We start from the raw sequence: 18,735 nt of genomic DNA on the forward strand, positions 1-18,735 counted from the left end.
GGTCACGGTAGCGGCTGTGCTCGAACCACCCGATGTGCGTGATGCCCAGCGGGGTACGCACCTTCCGTGGCGCCTGGCCCCACAGGCCGCGCTCGTAGCCGACCCGGGCGATCCGGGCGCCGGTGAGGTGGTGCACCGCCACGTCGAGCAGCGGCAGCTCCACCTGCAGATCGGTCGTTCGCGGCCACCAGACGCCGTCGGCGACCTCCATCCCTGGGCGCGGTGACAGAGCAAGTCGAGGGGTCTGGTCGAAGGCGTCGCTCGATGAGCCGGGCGAGCGGTTCGTCGCCGGCTCTGGGGCCGGCTCAAGGAGCGGCTGGGCCAATGGCGTGGTGAGCGCCGGCGGCTGGGGTGGGGAGGCGAGGACTGGCGGGGACAGGGGCATGGCGTTCACAGCGGCTCCTCGGGAGCGGTGGTGTGAGGGATGGACCGCGGCTCCCTCGTCACTTCCCGCCCGTGAGTCCGACGCCGCGCAAGGGTCGGGTCCTCTGTCGCCTGCCGACGCCGACAGCCCTGACGGGGCTCTCACGTCTCCTCGTCAGCCTACGCCTGACCGGCGCATTCACCTACGACGAGTCTCGTGATCGTTCCCCCACCGCCCCACGGTGGGTGCCCGGCAGCCCCGCCCACGTGGCGACTAAGCCGCGCGGCAGGGCGTCGGGGCGCAGACCACCCCAGTCGAGCAGGCGCCCGTTGAAACGCACAGGGACGGTACCGGCGGCGGAAGTCGCTCGCAACGGCGACGCGTTCCTCCACCGTGAGGAGCCGGTGATGTGGGGCGACCATAGGTCGCAACCTGACGCGATCCTGTCAAGGATCACGCTCGCCGCCTCGAACACTCGTTCGACCGTCCGGCAGACTGGCGCCATGGCCGGCGGATCAGGACGGGGGCACGAGCACCCCATCCCTCCCGTGCCACCCAGCCGCCGGCACTGTTGGGTCGCCGTCGAGGCAGTGACCGCGACACCGACGCGCCGGCGGGGCGCTTCGACCGCCTTCTTCCTCATCGCCGACATGGCCGGTGGCGCCCTGGTGCGCATGTCCCACGGCTCCTCGGACTCGGCCCTGGCTCTCCAGGGGCTCGGCGGCGTAGAGGGAGTGCCACGGCGGCAGGATCTCCGGTCGTCGCTTCGCCCTGACCCGGCCTTGGCTGCGCGACCTGCCCGCCTGCTGAAGATCACTACCGGTCCACTCTTCGCTGGACAGGCCCTCTCGCCTGTCCTGCTCGTGCGCGGCGACGTCCGCTCCGGGCTCCCGGCGCAGATCGCCGACGGCTACCACCGGGTCTGCGCCAACTATCTCACGCACGAGAACTGCGACATCCCCGTCCGTATCATCGACGTACCTGGAACGCGCTGAGCCACCATGGGATTCGCCACCCTGGCCCTGATCAGCCTCGTCGCGCTCCTCGGTCCGGTCCTGTCCCTCTCACGGTGGCTGCACCTTCCCGTTGTCATCGGCGAGCTCCTGGTGGGCATCGTGCTGGGTCCTTCCGTGGGGCCTGACGAGAGCCGTCGCTGTCGGCGTGCTGGCGGTGCCTGCCGGGTGGTTCCTGGCCCACTTCTTCGGCACAGGGCACGCAGCCCTGTACGCCGTGCTGCTCGCATCGTCGTCGGCGAGCCTGGTGCTCCCGGTGCTCGACGGCACCCCGGTAAGAGGCCCGATGATGGTGCAGCTGCTGCCGCAGCTAGCCATAGCTGACGCGGCCTGCATCGTGGCGCTGCCGCTCGCGATCGACCCGGTGCACGCCGGGCGCGCCGTGCTCGGGGCGCTCGCGGTCATTGCCTGCGCCGGGATTCTCTGGCTCTTCCTGCGGTGGTTCGTCGGGTCGGGTCGGGAGCGTCGGGTCCGTGAGGTCTCGCACGAGCGGGGCTTGGCCGTCGAGCTGCGGGCCTCTGTGGCGATCTTGTTCGGGCTCGCCGCGGTGGCATCGGCCACACACGTTTCCGTCATGCTGGCCGGCTTCGCCGCCGGCATTGCCGTTGCGGCAGTCGGTGAGCCGCGTCGCGTCGCCAGGCAGCTCTTCGCGGTGACCGAAGGCTTCTTTGCGCCGATCTTCTTCATGTGGCTAGGTGCCTCGCTTGACCTGGGCGAGCTCGGCAGCCACCCCAGCGCCATCCTGCTCGGGCTGGGGCTCGGCGCCACGGCGTTGCTCGTGCACGGTCTGATGGTCCTCACGCGTCAGCCGTGGCCGGCCGCGGTGATCACTGCGGCCCAGGTCGGCGTCCCGGTGGCGGCCGCGACGCTCGGCAGTACGCTCGGCCTGCTCAGCCCGGCTGAGGCGCCCGCGATGCTGCTCGGGGCACTGATCACGATCGTGGCAACGGCCGTGCTCGCTGGACGAGTGAAGGCGCTGGCACCAACTGCAGACGCAGATGGCCCTGTCCAACCGCCACCCGGAACATCAGGCCCGGCCGCACCCGCGCCCCCCGGCTGAGCCTCGTCGCACCGGCCGGACGCTGCTGGGAGCTTGCCGTACGCGCGCCGACTTCGAGCTACCGGCCAGCTCAGTTCCTCACCGGGCGTGGACGATCACGCCGCGGCGCGTCAGCGCCATGTCCATGTTCTCGTTACCGGGCGGTTCATCGCTGCACTGAGCTCCCGACCGATGCCGAAGGTCACGAGCACGGCCACGTCCCATCAGCGGGTAGGTCCAGTTGGGCAACCGGTCAAGACGACGCAACAACTCTCGAGCGCGTTGACGATCCAGCGCTCGGTGCGCATAGCGACTCCTCAGAGTGAGGCCCGTGCCTGCCTGTCGGGCTCGGGCTGGGAGTTGATTGCTCGTCATGGGACCGACGAAACCGACGGCGCACCAGGGCGGCGGCGCTTCACGCCGGCCTGGTCCACGGCCCTGCGCACCGCCGACTGCGACCGGCCCGTCCGGTCGGCGAGCTCGTGGATGGACCGGCCGGCGCCGTGCTGCTCGGCGCAGAACGCGAGCAACCGGGTAGAACCGCCGGGACCGCCGTATTTTCGTCGCGCCGTTGGTCCTCGAAGTCTTACACGAGGTCGCAGGCGGCGGAGTTGCCCACCAAGGTCGGCTGATGAGCGAACGCTTTCGTGGTCACCCCTTTCGGGCCTCCTCAGAGTGGCCTAGATTGCGGCCATGACCCCTCGAGACGGAACCGATCGCGGAGAACCGTCCAACGCCGACACCGGCACCAGCGCGGAGCATGACGAGCTGGCGCGCCAGCTCAGCGCCTTCGCCCGCCGAGCGCAGTCCCAGGACGACCCGGGCCTGATGCTCGACGAGGTGGTCAGGGCAGCCGTCGCCCTGATCCCGGGCGCCGAGGAAGGGTCGATCAGCGTCGTCACCGGACGCAGAGACGTCACCTCCCAGCACCCCTCCGGTGAACTCCCTGCCCAGGTCGATGCCCTGCAGACGGAGACCGGCCAGGGCCCGTGCCTGGACGCCGCCTACGAGCACGAGACGGTCCGAGTCCCGGACATGGCCACTGAGGACCGGTGGCCGAAGTTCGCCGCCCGCGCATCCGCACTGGGAGCTGCGAGCATGCTCTCCATCCAGCTGTGGGTCGAGAACGACAACCTGGGAGCACTGAACCTCTACAGCCGCACCGCCGAGAGCTTCACCGACGAGTCCGAGCACGTCGGCCTCCTCTTCGCCAGCCACGCCGCCATCGCCTTCGCGGGCGCCGACAAGGCCCACCACCTCAACATCGGCCTGGCCCGGCGCGACCTCATCGGTCAGGCCAAGGGCATTCTGATGGAGCGCTTCAAGATCACCGCGGACCAGGCGTTCGCCATCCTGGTGCGAACGAGCCAGGGCGCCAACCGCAAGCTCTACGACGTCGTAGAGGAGCTCGTCGCCACCGGGGTCATCGACGAAGGACGGCGCAGGTGACCCTGCAGCGCGGGTTTGCGCTCCTGCTCCTCACCTCCGACCTCGTCCGCGAGCGCGTGACCTCGGACGGCCCCTCCACCCCGTCGCCGTACGGTGGGCCCCAGTACAAAGGTCCACCGTGCAGATCCGCCACCGTATGCCGGCCGCGCTGACCTGGCGTGGTTGCTGAGACCGTGTCGCTGCTCGACCAGGTGGCTGAGCAGGACACGTCCGCAGGTCCGGGGCGCGTCGAGCGTGCACCCCTCCTGCGCACTCGTTGCCCCGGGTCGGCCTGCCCTTGACCCGACCCGTTCAAGGGTCTGGGTGCTCGCCAAGCCCCGGCGGCACAAGACGGACGGCCGCTTTTTGCCAACCCGTCCTGCGTGATGTGGCGCTCGACCTCGCGGAGACTGGCCTCTTGGACTCGCCCGCCCGAGCCGAAGAAGGACACTCTGACTGACGGTCGCTCATCGGCAGGAGCGCATCGCGGCAACTCCGGATGTTCGAAGGATGCGCGACAGTCGGTTGTGACGCTGGTGCCCGCGTTGGCCCGATCGTTCGTCGTCTTTGGGTGGCGGCGCTGGTCGAGCCGGTGTTCGCGACCGGGTGTCGGACCGACGTGTGGCACATGCCTGCGTCCCGCGTTAGCGTGGGGTGCGGTAGGGGCTGCGACCTGGTCGTTCCCCGTGATGGGGCGACCGCGGAACGGCCTGTGGCGACGTCTTCGAGGGTCCGCGGGGAGGTCACAATGGTGACGACGGATGCGCTAACGATCTCGTTCTTGGGCGATCCGGTTCGCGTGGTGATTGTCGGCGAGATCGACCGGGACACTCGTGAGCAGTTCAAGGCCGCCCTAGCGCGAACCTTCGGCAGCGACGGCGACACCGTGTTGGACCTGAACGGTGTGCCGTTCATGGACACCCACTCGGTGACCGCCGTGGTGCACTGTGCCAACCGACTGTTCGCCGAGGGCGGGCGGTTGATCGTCCATCGTCCGCCGCCGTCCCTGCGCCGCATCTTCGAGGTGCTGTGGGGAGGCGACGGTGGAGCACGGCTCTACATCTCCGAGAAGCAAGAAGAGCGGGGAGAACGTGAGCGACGCTGACGGCGTCCACGCCGGGCTGGTGCACGAAGCGATGCTCTACCGCGGCGACGCCGAGTTCGTGTCCGGGGTCGTCGGTCAGATCCGCGCCGCGCTTGCCGCCGACCAGCCGGTCCTGGTGGAACTGCCCGGCGCCCGCGGCGACCTGATCCGAGACGCCCTCGGAACTGATGCCCATTCCGTTCGGTTCGGCGACATGGCCGACCACGGCCGCAACCCCGGACGCATCATTCCCGGCGTCATGCACGACTTCGTCGTTGGCCACCTCGACCGCCGGGTGGTGATCATCGCGGAGTCGACCTGGGCGACACGGTCCGCCCCCGAATACGCCGCGTGCGTGGAACATGAGGCGCTGACCAACCTGGCCTTCGCCGAGCAGCAGGTCAGCATCCAGTGCCCGTACAACCTCACCGACCTCCCAGAACACGCCGTCGCCGACGCCGAGCGCACCCACCCGACGCTGTGGCAACACGGCGCACGCCGCGTTAGCACCGCGTATACGGAACCGCACGCGGTTGTCGACTCGATCGCCGCGCTGCAACCGCCGACGCCCGCGCGTGCTCGACGACTCGACTACACCTTGGTCTCCCAGGCGCGGCACGCCGCCACAGAATGGGGCAGACGCGCCGGATTGCCCGAGGACCGCCTCACCGACCTGATCATCGCGGTAAGCGAAGTCGGCGGCAACAGCGTGGCCCACACCGGTCACGGCGGGTCACTGCTGTGGTGGCAGAACGGCGACTCCCTGGTGTACGAGATGCGCGACGGTGGCCACATTCAGAACCTGCTCGCGGGTCGGGTGCCACCCCCACCGGAGGCAGAGACCGGGAGGGGCCTTCTCATGGTGAACCTGCTGTGCGACCTCGTCCAGGTCAAGACAGGCCCGTCGGGCACCGCGATCCGACTGTGGATGACGTTGCCGGCCCAGGCCCAGGGGCAGCAGCGAAGTCGCGGGACACGCTGACCCGCGGACGCGGCTCCTGCTGTCAAGGTCGGCCCCAGCGGCCCCGCCGCGCGGGAAAGCCGCGCCACCTCGCGCACTCACCCCGAGGGCGGGGCCCGCCCCCCGTGGGCGGGAGTTACGTGGAGCGCGTGCCGAACGGAGCGATGCGAGCTTCGAGCGGGAGGCAGCGGGAGGGAATCGGCGTGCAGCGGCGGGCGAACGGTCGGCAGGGGCTGGCGGTCGATCGTTGATCCGCGGCAGCTGGTCGGCAGGCGTCGCGTGATGAGCCCGAACAACGTGAGGTCGTACGGAACCTCGTCGTCAACGACGATCCCGGTACCCCCTCACGCGGGTAAGCGGCGCGCGTCGTTGACCACCCCGCGGCCATGGCGAGCGTCATCTCCGCGCTCCGGGCAGCGACGGGAAGGTCGCTGGAGACGGGAACGGCACAGGTCTGACGCGGCCCGTTCTGACCGGGCAGCCCTTTCTGCGAATCGTCCGCTCATCGGCATCATGTGGGTGAAACTTCTTCCGCGGACTCTCGGCGTGTTTCTTCGTCTGATCGCCTCGCGGGTGGGGATGGTGGGAGTGCGGACATACCCACATAAAAAACCTGAACTGACAAAAACTGCGGGCTTGATGCCCTGGGGGTCGGCTCCCCACCCGGCCAGAGGCCATACCAAAACAAATTGCCGTCACACACCCACACACACACTTTCTGGTCCGCCATCTTCTTCGTGATCGCTACTTCGTGATCTTTGACGTGGCCGGCGTGTGAGCAACCCCGCGGCGCCGGCATCTCCTTCTCGGACAACGCTTTCGGTGCCGCCCTTTCGGACCGGGTGTGTCGTGCAGCGCGGGGTTGCATCAGCTGGCACGGCACACCCACCCGGACAGGGAAGGGGGTGGCCGTCATGACCCGGGCAACACGAGACCGCATCTGGGACGCCGTCCCCCTCCGCTCCGGCGAGCAGCCCATCGGCGAGGGTCACCCGCTGGACCTGGGCCACCTCGACCCGGCCACCGAAGCCCAGGTCGTCGCCCGACTGCTGTCAGGCGACTTCGACGCCTGGTCCGAGGCCGTCTCCCGGGTCGGGCACTGCGCCAGACCGATTCGTCTCCACGGCCACTCCGACACCGTCGACGTGAACACGGGCGAGGTCGTCTCGAGCTTCTCCTCGGTCGACAGCCCGCTCGGAGTGCTCCACGTCCGGTGCGGAAACCGCCGGGCCGCCGACTGCCCGTCCTGCTCGAGGGTGTACGCCGCGGACACCTTCCACCTCATCCGGGCCGGGGTCACCGGCGGCAAAGGCGTCCCCGAGCAGGTGGGCGAGAACCCACTCGTGTTCGCGACCCTGACCGCGCCCTCGTTCGGGCTCGTCCACGGGACCCGCGGCGGCCGCACCTGCCGCCCCTTCACCACCAAGGGTCAGGACCGGACCTGTGCCCACAGCCGCCCGACGGTCTGCCACGCCCGGCACGCCGACGGAGACGAGCAGCTCGGGCAGCCGCTATGTCGGGACTGCTACGACTACGAGGGCCACCTCGTATGGCAGTGGTGGGCGCCGGAGCTGTGGCGCCGGTTCACCATCGACCTGCGCCGCGCCCTCGTCCGACACCTTGGCGTCCCCGAGTCGAGGCTCGCGGACGTCGTGACGGTGCAGTACGCGAAGGTCGCCGAGTACCAACTCCGGGGCATCGTCCACTTCCACGCCCTGATCCGCCTTGACGGCCCCAAGTCGGCGGACGGGTTCGCGCCCGCCCCGGCTTGCCTGACCGCGGCCCTGCTGGCCCGGCTCGTCGAGCAGGCCGCCGCCGGTGTGGTGTTCGACGCGCCGCCGCTGCACGAGGGTGATGTGGTGCGCCGGCTCCGGTTCGGCAGCCAGCTCGACTCACGTCCCATCGCCGCCGCGCGCCGGACCGACGACCCGGACCGGGCCCTGACCCCGGAGCAGGTCGCCGGCTACCTGGCGAAGTACGCGACGAAGTCCGCCACCGACTCCACGAACACCGACAGCCCGCACGCGCGACGGCTGCGGGCCACCATCGCGCAGGTCACCGACCGGATCCACAGCGACGCCCACGGTGACGCGGACAAAGAGGGCGTCCCGCTGCGGGAGCACCCGTACGGGCTCCTATTCAAGTGGCGGCATATGCTCGGCTTTCGCGGCCACTTCTCGACCAAGTCCCGCCGCTACTCGGTCACCCTCGGGCAGCTCCGCCGCCGACGGGTCCGGTACGAACGGGTCCTCGCCGCCGCGAAACGCGAGGGCCGCTCCCTCGACGTCCGCGAGCTCGACGACCTCCTCCAAGCCGACGTCGAGGAGACCACCCTCGTCATCGGCCAGTGGACCTACGCCGGGAGCGGCTGGGACACCGACGGCGACACCGAGCTCGCCAAAGCGGCCGCCGCCCGAGCCCGTGAGTATGCACAGTGGAAGGCAGCGCAGAAAGCGAATTCCGCGTCACCGCAGGTCGATCGGAGTAGGGGAGAAGGGCAATGAGTCAGACTGAAGTGCTTTGGACCGTGCAGGACGTAAGCGACTTCCTGCGTGTTCCGGTGGCGACGATCTATCAATGGCGGGTTCGTCACGAAGGTCCTCCGGCGATGCGGATCGGTCGTCACCTTCGCTTCGACCCTGAGACCGTCCGAGCTTGGTCTCGAGAGCAGCTGGAGGTCGTCTGATGGCGAGCATCAGCAAGAATCCTAAGGACCCCGGATGGCAAGCCAGGTGGCGCGATCCGGGTGGGCGGCAGCGCAAGAAGAACTTCACCCGCAAGGTCGATGCTCAAAGGTGGCTCGACCAGATGCAGGCGGAGCGGCATCGGGGTCAGTACATCGATCCCCGGGCCGGCAAGGTGCGAGTGCGTGACGTGGCCGAAGCCTGGGCTTCCGGCCTGACGCATCTCAAGGTGTCGACCGCGACCCGCTACCGCGGGCTCGTCAACGGGCACATCCTTCCCCGATTCGGTGGCTGGGCTATCGGGGAGCTGAGGCACAGCGACGTACGGGACTGGGTGCGCGATCTGTCGGCGAGCGGTCTGTCGCCCGGAACCGTGCGGCAGGCGCACCGGGTGCTGTCGCTGATCCTCGCCGAGGCGGTGAAGGACGGACGACTCTCTCGCAACCCTGCGTCGGGTGTGCAACTGCTCAGGGCCGTCCGGTCCGATCCGCGCTTCCTGACCGCAGCCGAGGTCGCCCGCCTCGTCGAGGCAGCGCACCCGAATGGCCTCAGCGTGGCTGTCCTCGCGTTTTGCGGCCTGCGGTTCGGTGAGCTCGCGGCGCTCCGGGTTCGTCGGGTCAACCTGCTCCGCCGTCGCCTGGTCGTCGCGGAGAGTGTCACCGAAGTGGCCGGCCGCGCAGTCTGGTCACTACCCAAGACCAACCGCACAAGGACGGTGCCGTTCCCGCCGTCACTGGCGCCGGGGATCGAGGCGCTGTGCCAGGGAAAGGGGCCCGAGAATCCGCTCTTCACGGCTCCCGAGGGGGGCGTCCTACGCCTGGGCAACTGGCGGCGCCGCGTCTTCGACCCGGCCTGCCGAGCAGCCGGCCTCGTCGACGTCACGCCCCACGACCTGAGGCACACTGCGGCCTCGCTGGCCATCGCCTCGGGTGCCAACGTCAAGGCCGTGCAGCAGATGCTGGGCCATGCCTCGGCCGCCATGACGCTCGATGTCTACGCTGGCCTGTTCGGCGACGATCTCGACGCCGTGGCGCTGGCTCTTGACGGGCTTGTGCCCCCTTTGCGCCCCCTGGAGTCCCGTGACGGTGCCGGCCCGAGAGAGGCGAACGGGGCGGACAGTGCCTGACCTGCGGAAACAAGGAGTGGGCCCCGTCGGGCTCGAACCGACGACCGGCGGATTAAAAGTCCGATGCTCTACCGACTGAGCTAGAGGCCCTTCGCGGCGCTGCTGGCCGCCCAGACAGTATGCCGCAGCGGCGTCGCTCTGCCCGCACCACGTCGGCCGGGCGCGTCCCGTCGGGCAGGACCGCGCACGCGAACGCGCCGGGCACCCGGGTCGGTGGACCCGGCTGCCCGGCGCGACGGCATACGCCCGGGTGGGGCGTCAGCCGCTGGTGCGACCCAGCGCCGGCTCGCTGACGGAGGGTGACCGGTCTCGAGGTGTCCTGCGAAGGAACGCAGGAAGGGGGTGCCGTCGGCGACGACGGTGAGGTCGTACCACCCGCCGGTGGCGGACGTGTCGACGACGACAGGACGGGCGCCGACCTTCGTGCGCCCGCCGTACGCGTTCGCGACGGAGACCGCGGCGCCCCGCGGTGCGTCGACGGCGACGGACAGGCGCTGGGTGTGACCGACCCGGGTCACCCGCACCTTCACGCGATCGGTCGAGGTGCTGCCGGAGGAGCGGCGGAAGAAACCGTCCCGGCCGTCGCCGCCTCGCGCACGTCGAGGTCGTACGGCGTCCGGTCGTGCCGGCCGGCTGCCGGTGCTCCAGGGCGACACGACGAACATCGGGACGCGCGGGACCAGGCCGTACGAGCCCGGCCCGTGCTGGCCGTCGTAGAACTCGCGGTCGGTCGGGACCGTCGAGGCGCCGGGGATGACAGGGGAGTTCGCGTGGGGCGGCACGAGATGGTCGAAGAAGCCGTCGTTCTCGTCGCAGGTGATGAGCAGGATCGTCTTCGCCCACACCTCGGGTCGAGGTCAGCGTGTCGAGGACCTTGGAGGTGTACCAGGCGCCGTAGTTCGTCGGCCAGTTCGAGTGCTCGCTGAAGGCCTCGGGGGCCGCGATGTAGCTGACCGACGGCAGCTCGCCGGCGTGCACGTCTCGACGTAGGAGCTCGAAGTAGTCCTGCCCGTCACGGGCGTTGGTGCCGCGACGAGCCTTGTCGTACAGGGGACTTCCGGGTGCGGCGTTGCGATAGCTGTTGGAGTAGAGCAGGGGAGTTGTCGCCGTAGTTGCCGATGTAGGGGTCTGATGTCCAGCCCCACGAGCCGGCGGAGTCCAGTCCCGTGCCCTCGTCCTGGTAGACCTTCCACGAGACGCCCGCCTGCTCGAGGCGCTCCGGATAGTTGGTCAGCGCGACGAGCGGCGACGACGGCGCCAGTCGGTGCATCTCGTTGAGTGCACCCCAGTCGAAGGACTGGATCGTCACCTGGTCCTCGATGCCCGGGGCCAGTCCATGGTCTTCACCTGGGCGAGCGTGAGGTCCTTGAGGTACTTCCCGACGTAGGGGTACATCGGGTCACCAGGTGTGACGGGCGCCGTGTCGCGGCACTTCTGCGCGCTCACCTGCCGGTCGTGGTTGACGACGACCGTCTCGTCCTTGGTCACCTGCATGTCGAGCTCGAGCGTGGTGACGCCGAGGCGCATCGCCTTGCCGAATCCCTCGAGGGACTCCTCGGTCGTCATGCCGATGCCGCCGCGTGGGCCTGCAGGTCGAAGTGTGTCTTCTGGGGGAGCACGGGGGGCGGTGGCGGCATCGCCGGCTGCGGCAGAGCCGGCGGCGCTCGCAGCGAGGGGGCCGGCCAGGGCCAGGGCGGTCAGGAGGTGGCGAAGCTGCATCAGAGGTCCTCTGGGGTGGTGGGGTTCTGGCCACTCGACGCTAGGGACGTCGCTGCCGATGGGGGTGCCGTCGACATGGCGCGGCCGTGAACCGTTGCCGAACTCGGGCGAACCGGACACCCCACCGCACCCGAGGACGTATGCCGTCACGCCGGCTGGGGCGACCACGGCTGGTCCAGTGGCGAGTGCACCCTCTATTCACCCGGCGGCGATACGTTCACGGTGGTGCCCGGTGTCGCTCGGGCCTCGACGTCGTGAGGAGTACGCGTGTTGGACCCTTTGCTGGCCGGTGGACGTGCGGCCCCACCCCGGACGCTGGTGGACGTGCTCGCCGACGTGACGTCCCGGCACCCGGAGGCTCCGGCCCTCGACGACACCCGGACGGTCCTCACGTACACGCAGCTCACCGAGCAGGCCGTGCGGATGGCCGCCGAGCTCACTGCGGCGGGTGTCCGCCGCGGTGACCGGGTCGGGGTGAGGGTGCCCTCCGGCACGACCGACCTCTACGTCGCGGTGCTCGGCGTCCTGCACGCCGGCGCGGCCTACGTTCCCGTCGACGTCGACGACCCGCAGGAGCGGGCCGACCTCGTCTTCTCCGAGGCCGCCGTGACCGCCGTCGTCGGCGCCCGGCGCCAGATCTCGGTGCCGGGGGTGAAGGGGCGGCGCCCGGTGCCTGACCCGACGTCCCCCGCCCCGGCCCGCAGCGTGCCCGACGTCGGCGTCGATGACGACGCCTGGGTCATCTTCACGTCGGGGTCGACCGGGGTGCCCAAGGGCGTTGCCGTGTCGCACCGGTCGGCGGCGGCCTTCGTCGACGCGGAGTCGCGGATGTTCTTGCAGGACAGCCCGATCGGTCCCGGCGACAGAGTGCTCGCAGGACTGTCCGTGGCGTTCGACGCGTCCTGCGAGGAGATGTGGCTGGCGTGGGGCCACGGCGCCTGCCTCGTGCCCGCGCCCCGCAGCCTCGTCCGCACGGGCATGGACCTCGGCCCCTGGCTCGTCGCCCAGGACGTGACAGTCGTCTCGACGGTCCCCACCCTGGCGGCGCTGTGGCCGGCGGAGGCCCTCGAGCCGGTCCGCCTGCTCATCTTCGGTGGCGAGGCCTGCCCGCCCGACCTCGCCCAGCGTCTCGTCGCACCCGACCGCGAGGTCTGGAACACCTACGGCCCCACCGAGGCGACCGTCGTGGCGTGTGGGGCCCGCATCGACGGCAGCCTGCCGATCCGGATCGGTCTCCCGCTCGACGGCTGGGACCTCGCCGTCGTCGGCCCGGACGACCAGCCGGTGCCGCCGGGTGAGACCGGCCAGCTGATCATCGGCGGGGTCGGTCTGGCCCGCTACCTCGACCCGGCCAAGGACGCCGAGAAGTACGCGCCGATGCCGACCCTCGGGTGGGAGCGTGCGTACCGGTCGGGAGACCTCGTGGTCAACGACACCGAGGGCCTCGTGTTCGTCGGCCGGGCCGACGAGCAGGTCAAGCTCGGGGGCCGCCGCATCGAGCTCGGCGAGGTGGACTCCGCCCTGCAGGGCCTGCCCGGGGTGACCGGCGCCGCCGCAGCGGTCAAGACGACGACGGCCGGCACGCAGATGCTCGTCGGTTACGTCGTCCCCGAGTCCCCGGAGTCCTTCGACCGCACCGAGGCGCTCGCGAGGCTGCACGAGGAGCTCCCGGCGGCCCTCGTGCCCGTGCTCGCGCTGACGGACTCACTGCCGACGCGAACCTCCGGCAAGGTGGACCGCGCGGCCCTCCCGTGGCCGCTCCCGGGCGCGGCCGACGACGAGCCCAGCACCCTGACGGGCACCGCCGCGTGGCTGGCGAGCAACTGGGCCGCTGTGCTCGGCACCGACGTCCACTCCGAGGACGCCGACTTCTTCGACCACGGCGGCGGCAGCCTCTCGTCGGCCCAGCTCGTCTCCATCGTGCGCAAGCGCTACCCGACCGTCACCGTGGCCGACATCCACGCCCACCCACGTCTCGGGGCGCAGGCGGAGCTCCTCGAGACCATGGTGCCGGCCGACGGGTCCACGGTCGGTCGCACGGTCCGCCGCATCCCACGCCGCAGCCAGCTCGTGCAGACCCTCGTCTCTGTCGTGCTGCTCACCGTCAAGGGACTGCAGTGGCTCGTGGCGCTCGCGACGCTCACCGAGCTCGGTCGTCTCGCCGACCTCGTCTCCTGGTCGGTGCCCGTCTCGTGGTGGGTCCTCGCCGCCGGCTGGCTGGCCTTCATCACGCCGATCGGGCGAATGGGCCTGTCGGCGCTGGCCGCCCGCGTGCTGCTCGCCGGCGTCAAGCCGGGAACCTACCCGCGCGGCGGCAGGGTGCAGATGCGGCTCTGGGCCGCGGAACGCTTCGCCGACGCCATGGGTGCCATCACGATGGCGGGTGCACCGTGGATCGTCTACTACGCCAGGCTGCTCGGCGCCTCGATCGGTCCCGGCGTCGACCTCCACTCCGTCCCGCCCGTCACGGGCATGCTGACCATCGGTGCGGGCGCGAGCATCGAGCCCGAGGTCGACCTGACCGGCTACTGGGTCGACGGCGACCTGGTGCACGTCGGGCCGGTCCACATCGGTCGCGACGCCATCGTCGGAGCCCGCAGCACCATCGGCCCGGACGTCCACATCGGCCGTGACGCCGTGGTCGAGGCAGGGTCCACGGTGCTGCGGTCGGTGCGCCCCGGCCGCGTCGTCGCGGGCTCGCCGGCGGAGCGGGTCGACCGGCCCAGCCACACGACCTGGCCCGCCGAGAGGCCGCCGAACGCTCCCGCGTGGGTCGGCGTCTACGGCCTGACCGGACTGGTGCTTTCGGTCCTCCCGTTCCTGGCCCTGCTGCCCGGCGTCGCGCTCGTGGGGGGAGGGGTCGCCCGAGCCGCCAGTGGCGGGGAGGCGACCGTGACGGCATACGCGGCCGTGCCCGTCGTGACGGTGCTGGGACTTCTCGGGCTGGCGCTGCTCACCATCGTGCTCGTGAGGCTGCTCGGGCTCGGGCTGCGCGAGGGCTTCTACCCGGTGCGCAGCCGCGTCGGTTGGCAGGTGTGGGCCACCGAGCGCCTCCTCGACCAGGCGCGCACCCTGCTCTTCCCGATCTACGCCAGCCTCGTGACGCCGACCTGGCTGCGGGCCCTGGGCGCCCGCGTCGGGCGTGACGTCGAGGCCTCGACGGTGCTGCTCCTGCCCTCGATGACGACGGTCGCCGACGGCGCCTTCCTCGCCGACGACACCATGGTCGCCGGCTACGAGCTCGCCCACGGGTGGGTGCGCATCGCACCGGCCAAGATCGGCAAACGTGCCTTCCTCGGCAACAGTGGGATGGCCGCGCCCGGTCGGCGCGTGCCCAAGCACGGTCTCGTCGCCGTCTTGTCCGCCGCGCCGCAGAAGTCCAAGGCCGGGTCGAGCTGGCTCGGCAGCCCGCCCGTCCGGCTCCGGCGCCCCCCACAGGGTTCGGACGACGAGCGCACGTTCGCTCCGCCCGTGCGGCTCAAGGTGGTCCGCGGTCTGGTCGAGTTGTGCCGCATCGTGCCCGTCATGGTCACCGTCGCCATCGCCGTGACGGTGCTCGCCGCGCTCGGGTGGCTGACGTCGACGGTGGGCCTGCTCGGCGCGGCCGCGCTCGGCGGCGTGGTGCTGGCGGCGGCCGGCGCCGTCGCAGCCGCGGTCACGACCCTGGCCAAGTGGGCCGTCGTCGGCCGCATCGGCGCCGTGGAGCACCCGCTGTGGAGCTCTTTCGTGTGGCGCAACGAGGTCGTCGACACCTTCGTCGAGATGGTCGCCGGGCCGTGGTTCGCCTGGACGGCCACGGGCACGCCGGCCATCAACGTGTGGCTGCGCACCCTCGGCGCCCGGATCGGCCACGGCGTGTGGTGCGAGACCTACTGGCTGCCCGAGGCCGACCTCGTCACCCTCGGCGAAGGCGTCACGGTCAACCGGGGCTGCGTCCTCCAGACCCACCTGTTCCATGATCGAATCATGAGCATGGACACGGTCACGCTCGAGGACGGAGCCACGCTCGGCCCCAACGGAGTCATCCTGCCCGCGGCCACGATCGGGGCGGGTGCCACCGTCGGCCCCGGCTCGCTCGTGCTGAGGGGGGAGGCCGTTCCCGACGGCTCACGCTGGACGGGCAACCCGATCGCGCCGTGGACGAGCAGCTCCGACCCGCAGCCCCAGCCGGCCGGCGCCGTCGGCACCCTCGCCTGATGGGGGGTGGCGTCACCCACGAGGCCCCGGCGCTCGCCGACCCGTACACCCCCGACCGCGGCGACCCGGCATACGCCGTCACGCACTACGACCTCGAGCTCGACTACAAGGTGTCGAGCAACCGCCTCTCGGGGCGTGCCGTCCTCGACGTCCGCGTCGTCCAGGACGCCCGCCGTCTCGTCGTCGACCTCGTCGGCCTGCGCGTCAGCAAGGTCTCGGTCGGTGGGGCTGCCGCGCGCTGGGCCCACCGGGGCGCACGGCTGGTCATCACCCCGGCCAGACCACTGACGCGTGGCGAGCGCACGCAGGTGACGATCACGTATGCCGGCACGCCCGGTCCCGTGTCGACGCGCTGGGGCGATGTCGGCTGGGAGGAGCTCACCGAGGGCGCGCTCGTCGCCGCCCAGCCCAACGGGGCGCCTACGTGGTTCCCGTGCAACGACCACCCACGAAACAAGGCGACCTACCGCCTGTCGTTCGAGTGCGACTCGCCCTTCGACGTCGTCGCCACCGGCGCGCTCGTCTCAAGCCGCGCCCGCGGCAGTCGCACCCGACGGGTCTTCGTGCAGGACGTGCCGATGGCCACCTACCTGGCGACCGTTCACGTGGGGCGCTACGTCCACCGCGACCTCGGGCCCGCAGCCGTGCCGGTCACCGTCGCACTGCCCCCCGCGGTGGAGCGTCCGGTGCTTCACGACCTCGGCCGGCTGCCGCAGATGACCTTCCACTTCGGCGAGCTCTTCGGCGACTACCCGTTCGACGACTACACGGTCGTCGTCACCGCAGACGACCTCGAGATCCCCCTCGAGGCGCAGGCGCTCGCGACGTTCGGCCCGAACTGGCTCGACGGCAACCGCCGCCACGAGCGGCTCGTCGCCCACGAGCTCGCCCACCAGTGGTTCGGCAACAGCCTCACCACGGCGACGTGGGCCGACATCTGGCTCAACGAGGGGTTCGCCTGCTACGCCGAGTGGCTCTGGGCCGAGCACGCCGACGGGGTGCCCGCCCACCTCAACGCGACCACCTACTGGGCGCGGCTCTCCCGGCTGCCGCAGGACCTCGTGCTCGCCGACCCCGGCCCCGACCTCATGTTCGACGACCGCGTCTACAAACGGGGCGCCCTGACCCTGCACGCGCTCCGTCGACGCCTCGGTGACGACGCCTTCTTCGACCTGGTGCGCGACTGGGTCGCCACCCACCGGCACGGCTCCGTGAGCACCGACGAGTTCGTCGAGCACACGGCCCGGCACGCGACTCGGGCGGAGGGCGAGCACGGCGGCGACGACGTGCGACGGCTTCTCGAGGCGTGGCTGTGGACTCGACCGCTGCCCCCGCTGGAGCCGCGCCCCTGACCTGCTCCCCTCGACTGCGGGTGCCTCAGTGCCGCCGGACCACGACGGGAGCATCCCCTCCCACCAGGGCCACGGCGACGGCGTGAACCCCGACCTGGGGTCCGGGGTCGACGTCGACGACCGAGACGACGGGGTGCCCGGCGACGACCACGCAAGCCCGGTCGACGGGGGGCGTGCGGATGCTCGTGGGGTCGGTGCGCAGCCCCACGCCGAGGGCCTTGAGCGCCGCCTCCTTGCGCACCCACGCGGTCAACCCGTCGACACTCGCCGGCCCTGTGGTCCGTTCGTCCGGATGGAGCGCGACCTCGGCGAAGCCGTCGAACGAGGTCGCCCCCCGCCGCTCGACGTCGACGCCGACGGGGCCCGACCTCGTGACGGCGAGCGCGACGAGGGTCGCAGTGCGACTCAGCGAGAAGTGCAGACTCGGCTGGTCGAGCAGCCGTGGACGACCGTGCGGCGCACCGCAGGTCTCGCACGTCCGGTCGAACCGAAGGGAGCCAGGGTCGCGGTCCACGAGTCGGCCGATCTCGTTGCGCGCCAAGGCATGCGCTGCGGCATACGACAGGGCGCTCTCAGCGTGCGCGAAGCGATGCCAACGCTCCCGCTCCACGGGGTCGAGCAGCTGCGTCCCGGGGTCGCCGGTGGTGTCCGTCGGCTCACGGAGCCAGAGGTCGACGACCGCCTCAGCCCTGGGACGGCCCACGGGTGTCGGTCACCCCAGCCGCCGGCGCGCCCGCGCCGGGCTCGGTGGCGCCCCCGTCGACGCGCCCGTCGCTGTCGCCGTCGTGGGTGGCGAAGGCGAGCCGGTCTCGGGCAGCGTGCTCGACGAGCACCGGCACGAAGTCGCGCACGTGCCCGGTGAGCTGCGAGTGCGAGAGGCGGACGGCCGCCTCGACCACCTCGGAGTCGAGGTGGGGAAAGCGTTCCTCGAGACGCGCTTGCACGTCGGCCAGCGCCCTCAGCTCGTCCGTGCGGTCCACGGTCCAAGGATGAGGTCGACGCTCGGCGCGCGCAAGCCTCCGTCCACGCCGCGCGGGGTTACGTTGAGCCCATGCGTCGCACCCCGTCCCGCCGCCATCGCGAGCCACGGTCGAGCCGGGGGGAGAACCGCTTCCCGCCCGCAGTCGCCGTGGTGGTCGCGGCGGTGGCGTATGCCGCCCTGCCGGAGTCACTGCTCGTGGGTCCTCGTCTGGCCATCCCCGTCGTCGAGCTCGTCCTGCTCGCAGCCCTGCTCGTCACCAACCCGCGGCGGCTCGTGCGCCAGACCGCGTGGTCGCGATCCGTGTCGATCGGTTTGGCGTGCCTCGTGATCGCGACCAACCTGCTGGCGCTCGGCATGCTCGTGTCGTCACTCGGCTCGTCGAAGGCCGGCGGCATGCCGCTCCTCGTGGCGGGCATGCAGGTGTGGCTGACCAACGTCATCGGGTTCGGCCTGCTCTTCTGGGAGATCGACCGTGGTGGCCCGGTGGCGCGCCAGACCGTGACCCGCGACCGGCTGCCGCCCGCGGACTGGCGGTTCTCGCAGGACGAGAACCAGGACGCCGTCAAGGAGGTGGCAGCCGGGTCGAGCGTCACGACCAACTGGCGGCCGCACTTCGTGGACTACCTCTACGTGTCGCTGACCAACTCCAGCGCGTTCAGCCCGACCGACACGATGCCCCTGTCGCCGCGAGCCAAGTGCCTCATGGGTCTCGAGGCGACGGCCGCGCTGCTCACGTCACTGCTCGTCGTTGCCAGAGCAATCGGGGCACTGCCCTCGGGCGGCTGA

The 18,735-nt window shown here is 71.0% G+C and carries 18 protein-coding genes, 1 tRNA gene and 1 pseudogene; 11 read left to right on the forward strand and 9 right to left on the reverse strand.

The window, feature by feature from the left end:
• Window positions 1–211, reverse strand: a 211-nt coding sequence (locus tag AC1DE0_RS20525) for a DUF5994 family protein (protein WP_478105078.1), incomplete at its 3' end; no start/stop codon positions are given.
• A gap of 656 nt (window positions 212–867) precedes the next feature.
• Between AC1DE0_RS20525 and AC1DE0_RS20530 the strand changes: the two genes are divergently transcribed.
• Together AC1DE0_RS20530 and AC1DE0_RS20535 are read left to right on the forward strand one after the other, a co-directional pair.
• A complete protein-coding gene (locus tag AC1DE0_RS20530) occupies window positions 868–1,359 on the forward strand; it encodes a hypothetical protein (RefSeq protein ID WP_478105080.1) in 492 nt (163 codons plus the stop codon).
• Between the two features lie 175 nt (window positions 1,360–1,534).
• Window positions 1,535–2,437 (forward strand): cation:proton antiporter, encoded by a 903-nt coding sequence (locus AC1DE0_RS20535; RefSeq protein ID WP_478105302.1) that lies wholly within the window; start codon window positions 1,535–1,537, stop codon window positions 2,435–2,437.
• A 350-nt stretch (window positions 2,438–2,787) separates the two neighbouring features.
• On the opposite strand, the gene AC1DE0_RS20540 is transcribed toward AC1DE0_RS20535, so the two are convergent.
• Window positions 2,788–2,946, reverse strand: a complete 159-nt coding sequence (locus AC1DE0_RS20540) for a helix-turn-helix domain-containing protein (protein ID WP_478105083.1) — start codon at window positions 2,944–2,946, stop codon at window positions 2,788–2,790.
• A gap of 163 nt (window positions 2,947–3,109) precedes the next feature.
• Here AC1DE0_RS20540 and AC1DE0_RS20545 point away from each other — a divergent pair, with 163 nt between their 5' ends.
• The 6 genes from AC1DE0_RS20545 to AC1DE0_RS20570 all read left to right on the forward strand — a co-directional run bounded on the left by AC1DE0_RS20545 (window position 3,110) and on the right by AC1DE0_RS20570 (window position 9,699).
• On the forward strand, window positions 3,110–3,865 hold the full coding sequence (locus AC1DE0_RS20545; protein ID WP_478105086.1) for a GAF and ANTAR domain-containing protein: 756 nt from the start codon (window positions 3,110–3,112) through the stop codon (window positions 3,863–3,865).
• Between the two features lie 727 nt (window positions 3,866–4,592).
• Window positions 4,593–4,949: an STAS domain-containing protein gene (locus AC1DE0_RS20550; protein WP_478105088.1), complete on the forward strand. Its 357-nt coding sequence runs from the start codon at window positions 4,593–4,595 to the stop codon at window positions 4,947–4,949.
• Window positions 4,936–5,910 (forward strand): anti-sigma factor RsbA family regulatory protein, encoded by a 975-nt coding sequence (locus AC1DE0_RS20555; RefSeq protein WP_478105090.1) that lies wholly within the window; start codon window positions 4,936–4,938, stop codon window positions 5,908–5,910. The genes AC1DE0_RS20550 and AC1DE0_RS20555 overlap by 14 nt, the downstream gene beginning before the upstream one ends.
• An 893-nt stretch (window positions 5,911–6,803) precedes the next feature.
• A complete protein-coding gene (locus tag AC1DE0_RS20560; RefSeq protein ID WP_478105092.1) occupies window positions 6,804–8,393 on the forward strand; it encodes a replication initiator in 1,590 nt (529 codons plus the stop codon).
• Window positions 8,390–8,575 carry a helix-turn-helix domain-containing protein gene (locus AC1DE0_RS20565; RefSeq protein WP_478105096.1) on the forward strand — a complete coding sequence of 62 codons (186 nt, stop codon included), beginning with the start codon at window positions 8,390–8,392 and terminating at the stop codon, window positions 8,573–8,575. The genes AC1DE0_RS20560 and AC1DE0_RS20565 overlap by 4 nt, the downstream gene beginning before the upstream one ends.
• Entirely contained in the window at window positions 8,575–9,699 is a 1,125-nt protein-coding gene (locus AC1DE0_RS20570; protein ID WP_478105099.1) for a tyrosine-type recombinase/integrase, read from the forward strand. Before AC1DE0_RS20565 ends, AC1DE0_RS20570 begins: the two co-directional genes overlap by 1 nt.
• 17 nt (window positions 9,700–9,716) lie before the next feature.
• Here AC1DE0_RS20570 and AC1DE0_RS20575 read toward each other — a convergent pair.
• From AC1DE0_RS20575 to AC1DE0_RS20595, 5 genes and pseudogenes are all read right to left on the reverse strand, one after another.
• Window positions 9,717–9,789 (reverse strand) — tRNA-Lys (locus AC1DE0_RS20575).
• Complete coding sequence (locus AC1DE0_RS20580) at window positions 9,780–10,364, reverse strand: phospholipase domain-containing protein (protein ID WP_478105304.1); 585 nt, start codon at window positions 10,362–10,364, stop codon at window positions 9,780–9,782. The genes AC1DE0_RS20575 and AC1DE0_RS20580 overlap by 10 nt, the downstream gene beginning before the upstream one ends.
• Window positions 10,365–10,394: 30 nt before the next feature.
• A pseudogene (locus AC1DE0_RS20585) lies at window positions 10,395–10,794 on the reverse strand (alkaline phosphatase family protein); the annotation flags it as partial.
• The gene (locus tag AC1DE0_RS20590) at window positions 10,712–11,008 is read right to left on the reverse strand and encodes an alkaline phosphatase family protein (RefSeq protein WP_478105103.1); all 297 of its coding nucleotides are present in this window, start codon (window positions 11,006–11,008) and stop codon (window positions 10,712–10,714) included. The pseudogene AC1DE0_RS20585 and the gene AC1DE0_RS20590, both read right to left, overlap by 83 nt.
• Window positions 11,005–11,418 (reverse strand): glycerophosphodiester phosphodiesterase family protein, encoded by a 414-nt coding sequence (locus tag AC1DE0_RS20595; protein WP_478105105.1) that lies wholly within the window; start codon window positions 11,416–11,418, stop codon window positions 11,005–11,007. Before AC1DE0_RS20595 ends, AC1DE0_RS20590 begins: the two co-directional genes overlap by 4 nt.
• 324 nt (window positions 11,419–11,742) lie before the next feature.
• On the opposite strand from AC1DE0_RS20595, the gene AC1DE0_RS20600 reads away from it, so the two are divergent.
• Together AC1DE0_RS20600 and AC1DE0_RS20605 are read left to right on the forward strand one after the other, a co-directional pair.
• The gene (locus AC1DE0_RS20600; RefSeq protein WP_478105107.1) at window positions 11,743–15,615 is read left to right on the forward strand and encodes a Pls/PosA family non-ribosomal peptide synthetase; all 3,873 of its coding nucleotides are present in this window, start codon (window positions 11,743–11,745) and stop codon (window positions 15,613–15,615) included.
• Entirely contained in the window at window positions 15,615–16,967 is a 1,353-nt protein-coding gene (locus AC1DE0_RS20605) for a M1 family metallopeptidase (protein ID WP_478105110.1), read from the forward strand. Before AC1DE0_RS20600 ends, AC1DE0_RS20605 begins: the two co-directional genes overlap by 1 nt.
• Window positions 16,968–16,992: 25 nt before the next feature.
• On the opposite strand, the gene AC1DE0_RS20610 is transcribed toward AC1DE0_RS20605, so the two are convergent.
• A complete protein-coding gene (locus AC1DE0_RS20610; protein WP_478105112.1) occupies window positions 16,993–17,670 on the reverse strand; it encodes a 4'-phosphopantetheinyl transferase family protein in 678 nt (225 codons plus the stop codon).
• On the reverse strand, window positions 17,651–17,947 hold the full coding sequence (locus AC1DE0_RS20615; RefSeq protein ID WP_478105115.1) for a three-helix bundle dimerization domain-containing protein: 297 nt from the start codon (window positions 17,945–17,947) through the stop codon (window positions 17,651–17,653). Before AC1DE0_RS20615 ends, AC1DE0_RS20610 begins: the two co-directional genes overlap by 20 nt.
• A 71-nt stretch (window positions 17,948–18,018) precedes the next feature.
• Between AC1DE0_RS20615 and AC1DE0_RS20620 the strand changes: the two genes are divergently transcribed.
• Window positions 18,019–18,735 (forward strand): hypothetical protein, encoded by a 717-nt coding sequence (locus AC1DE0_RS20620; RefSeq protein ID WP_478105117.1) that lies wholly within the window; start codon window positions 18,019–18,021, stop codon window positions 18,733–18,735.

The organism is Terrabacter sp. 05T424 (assembly GCF_056396225.1).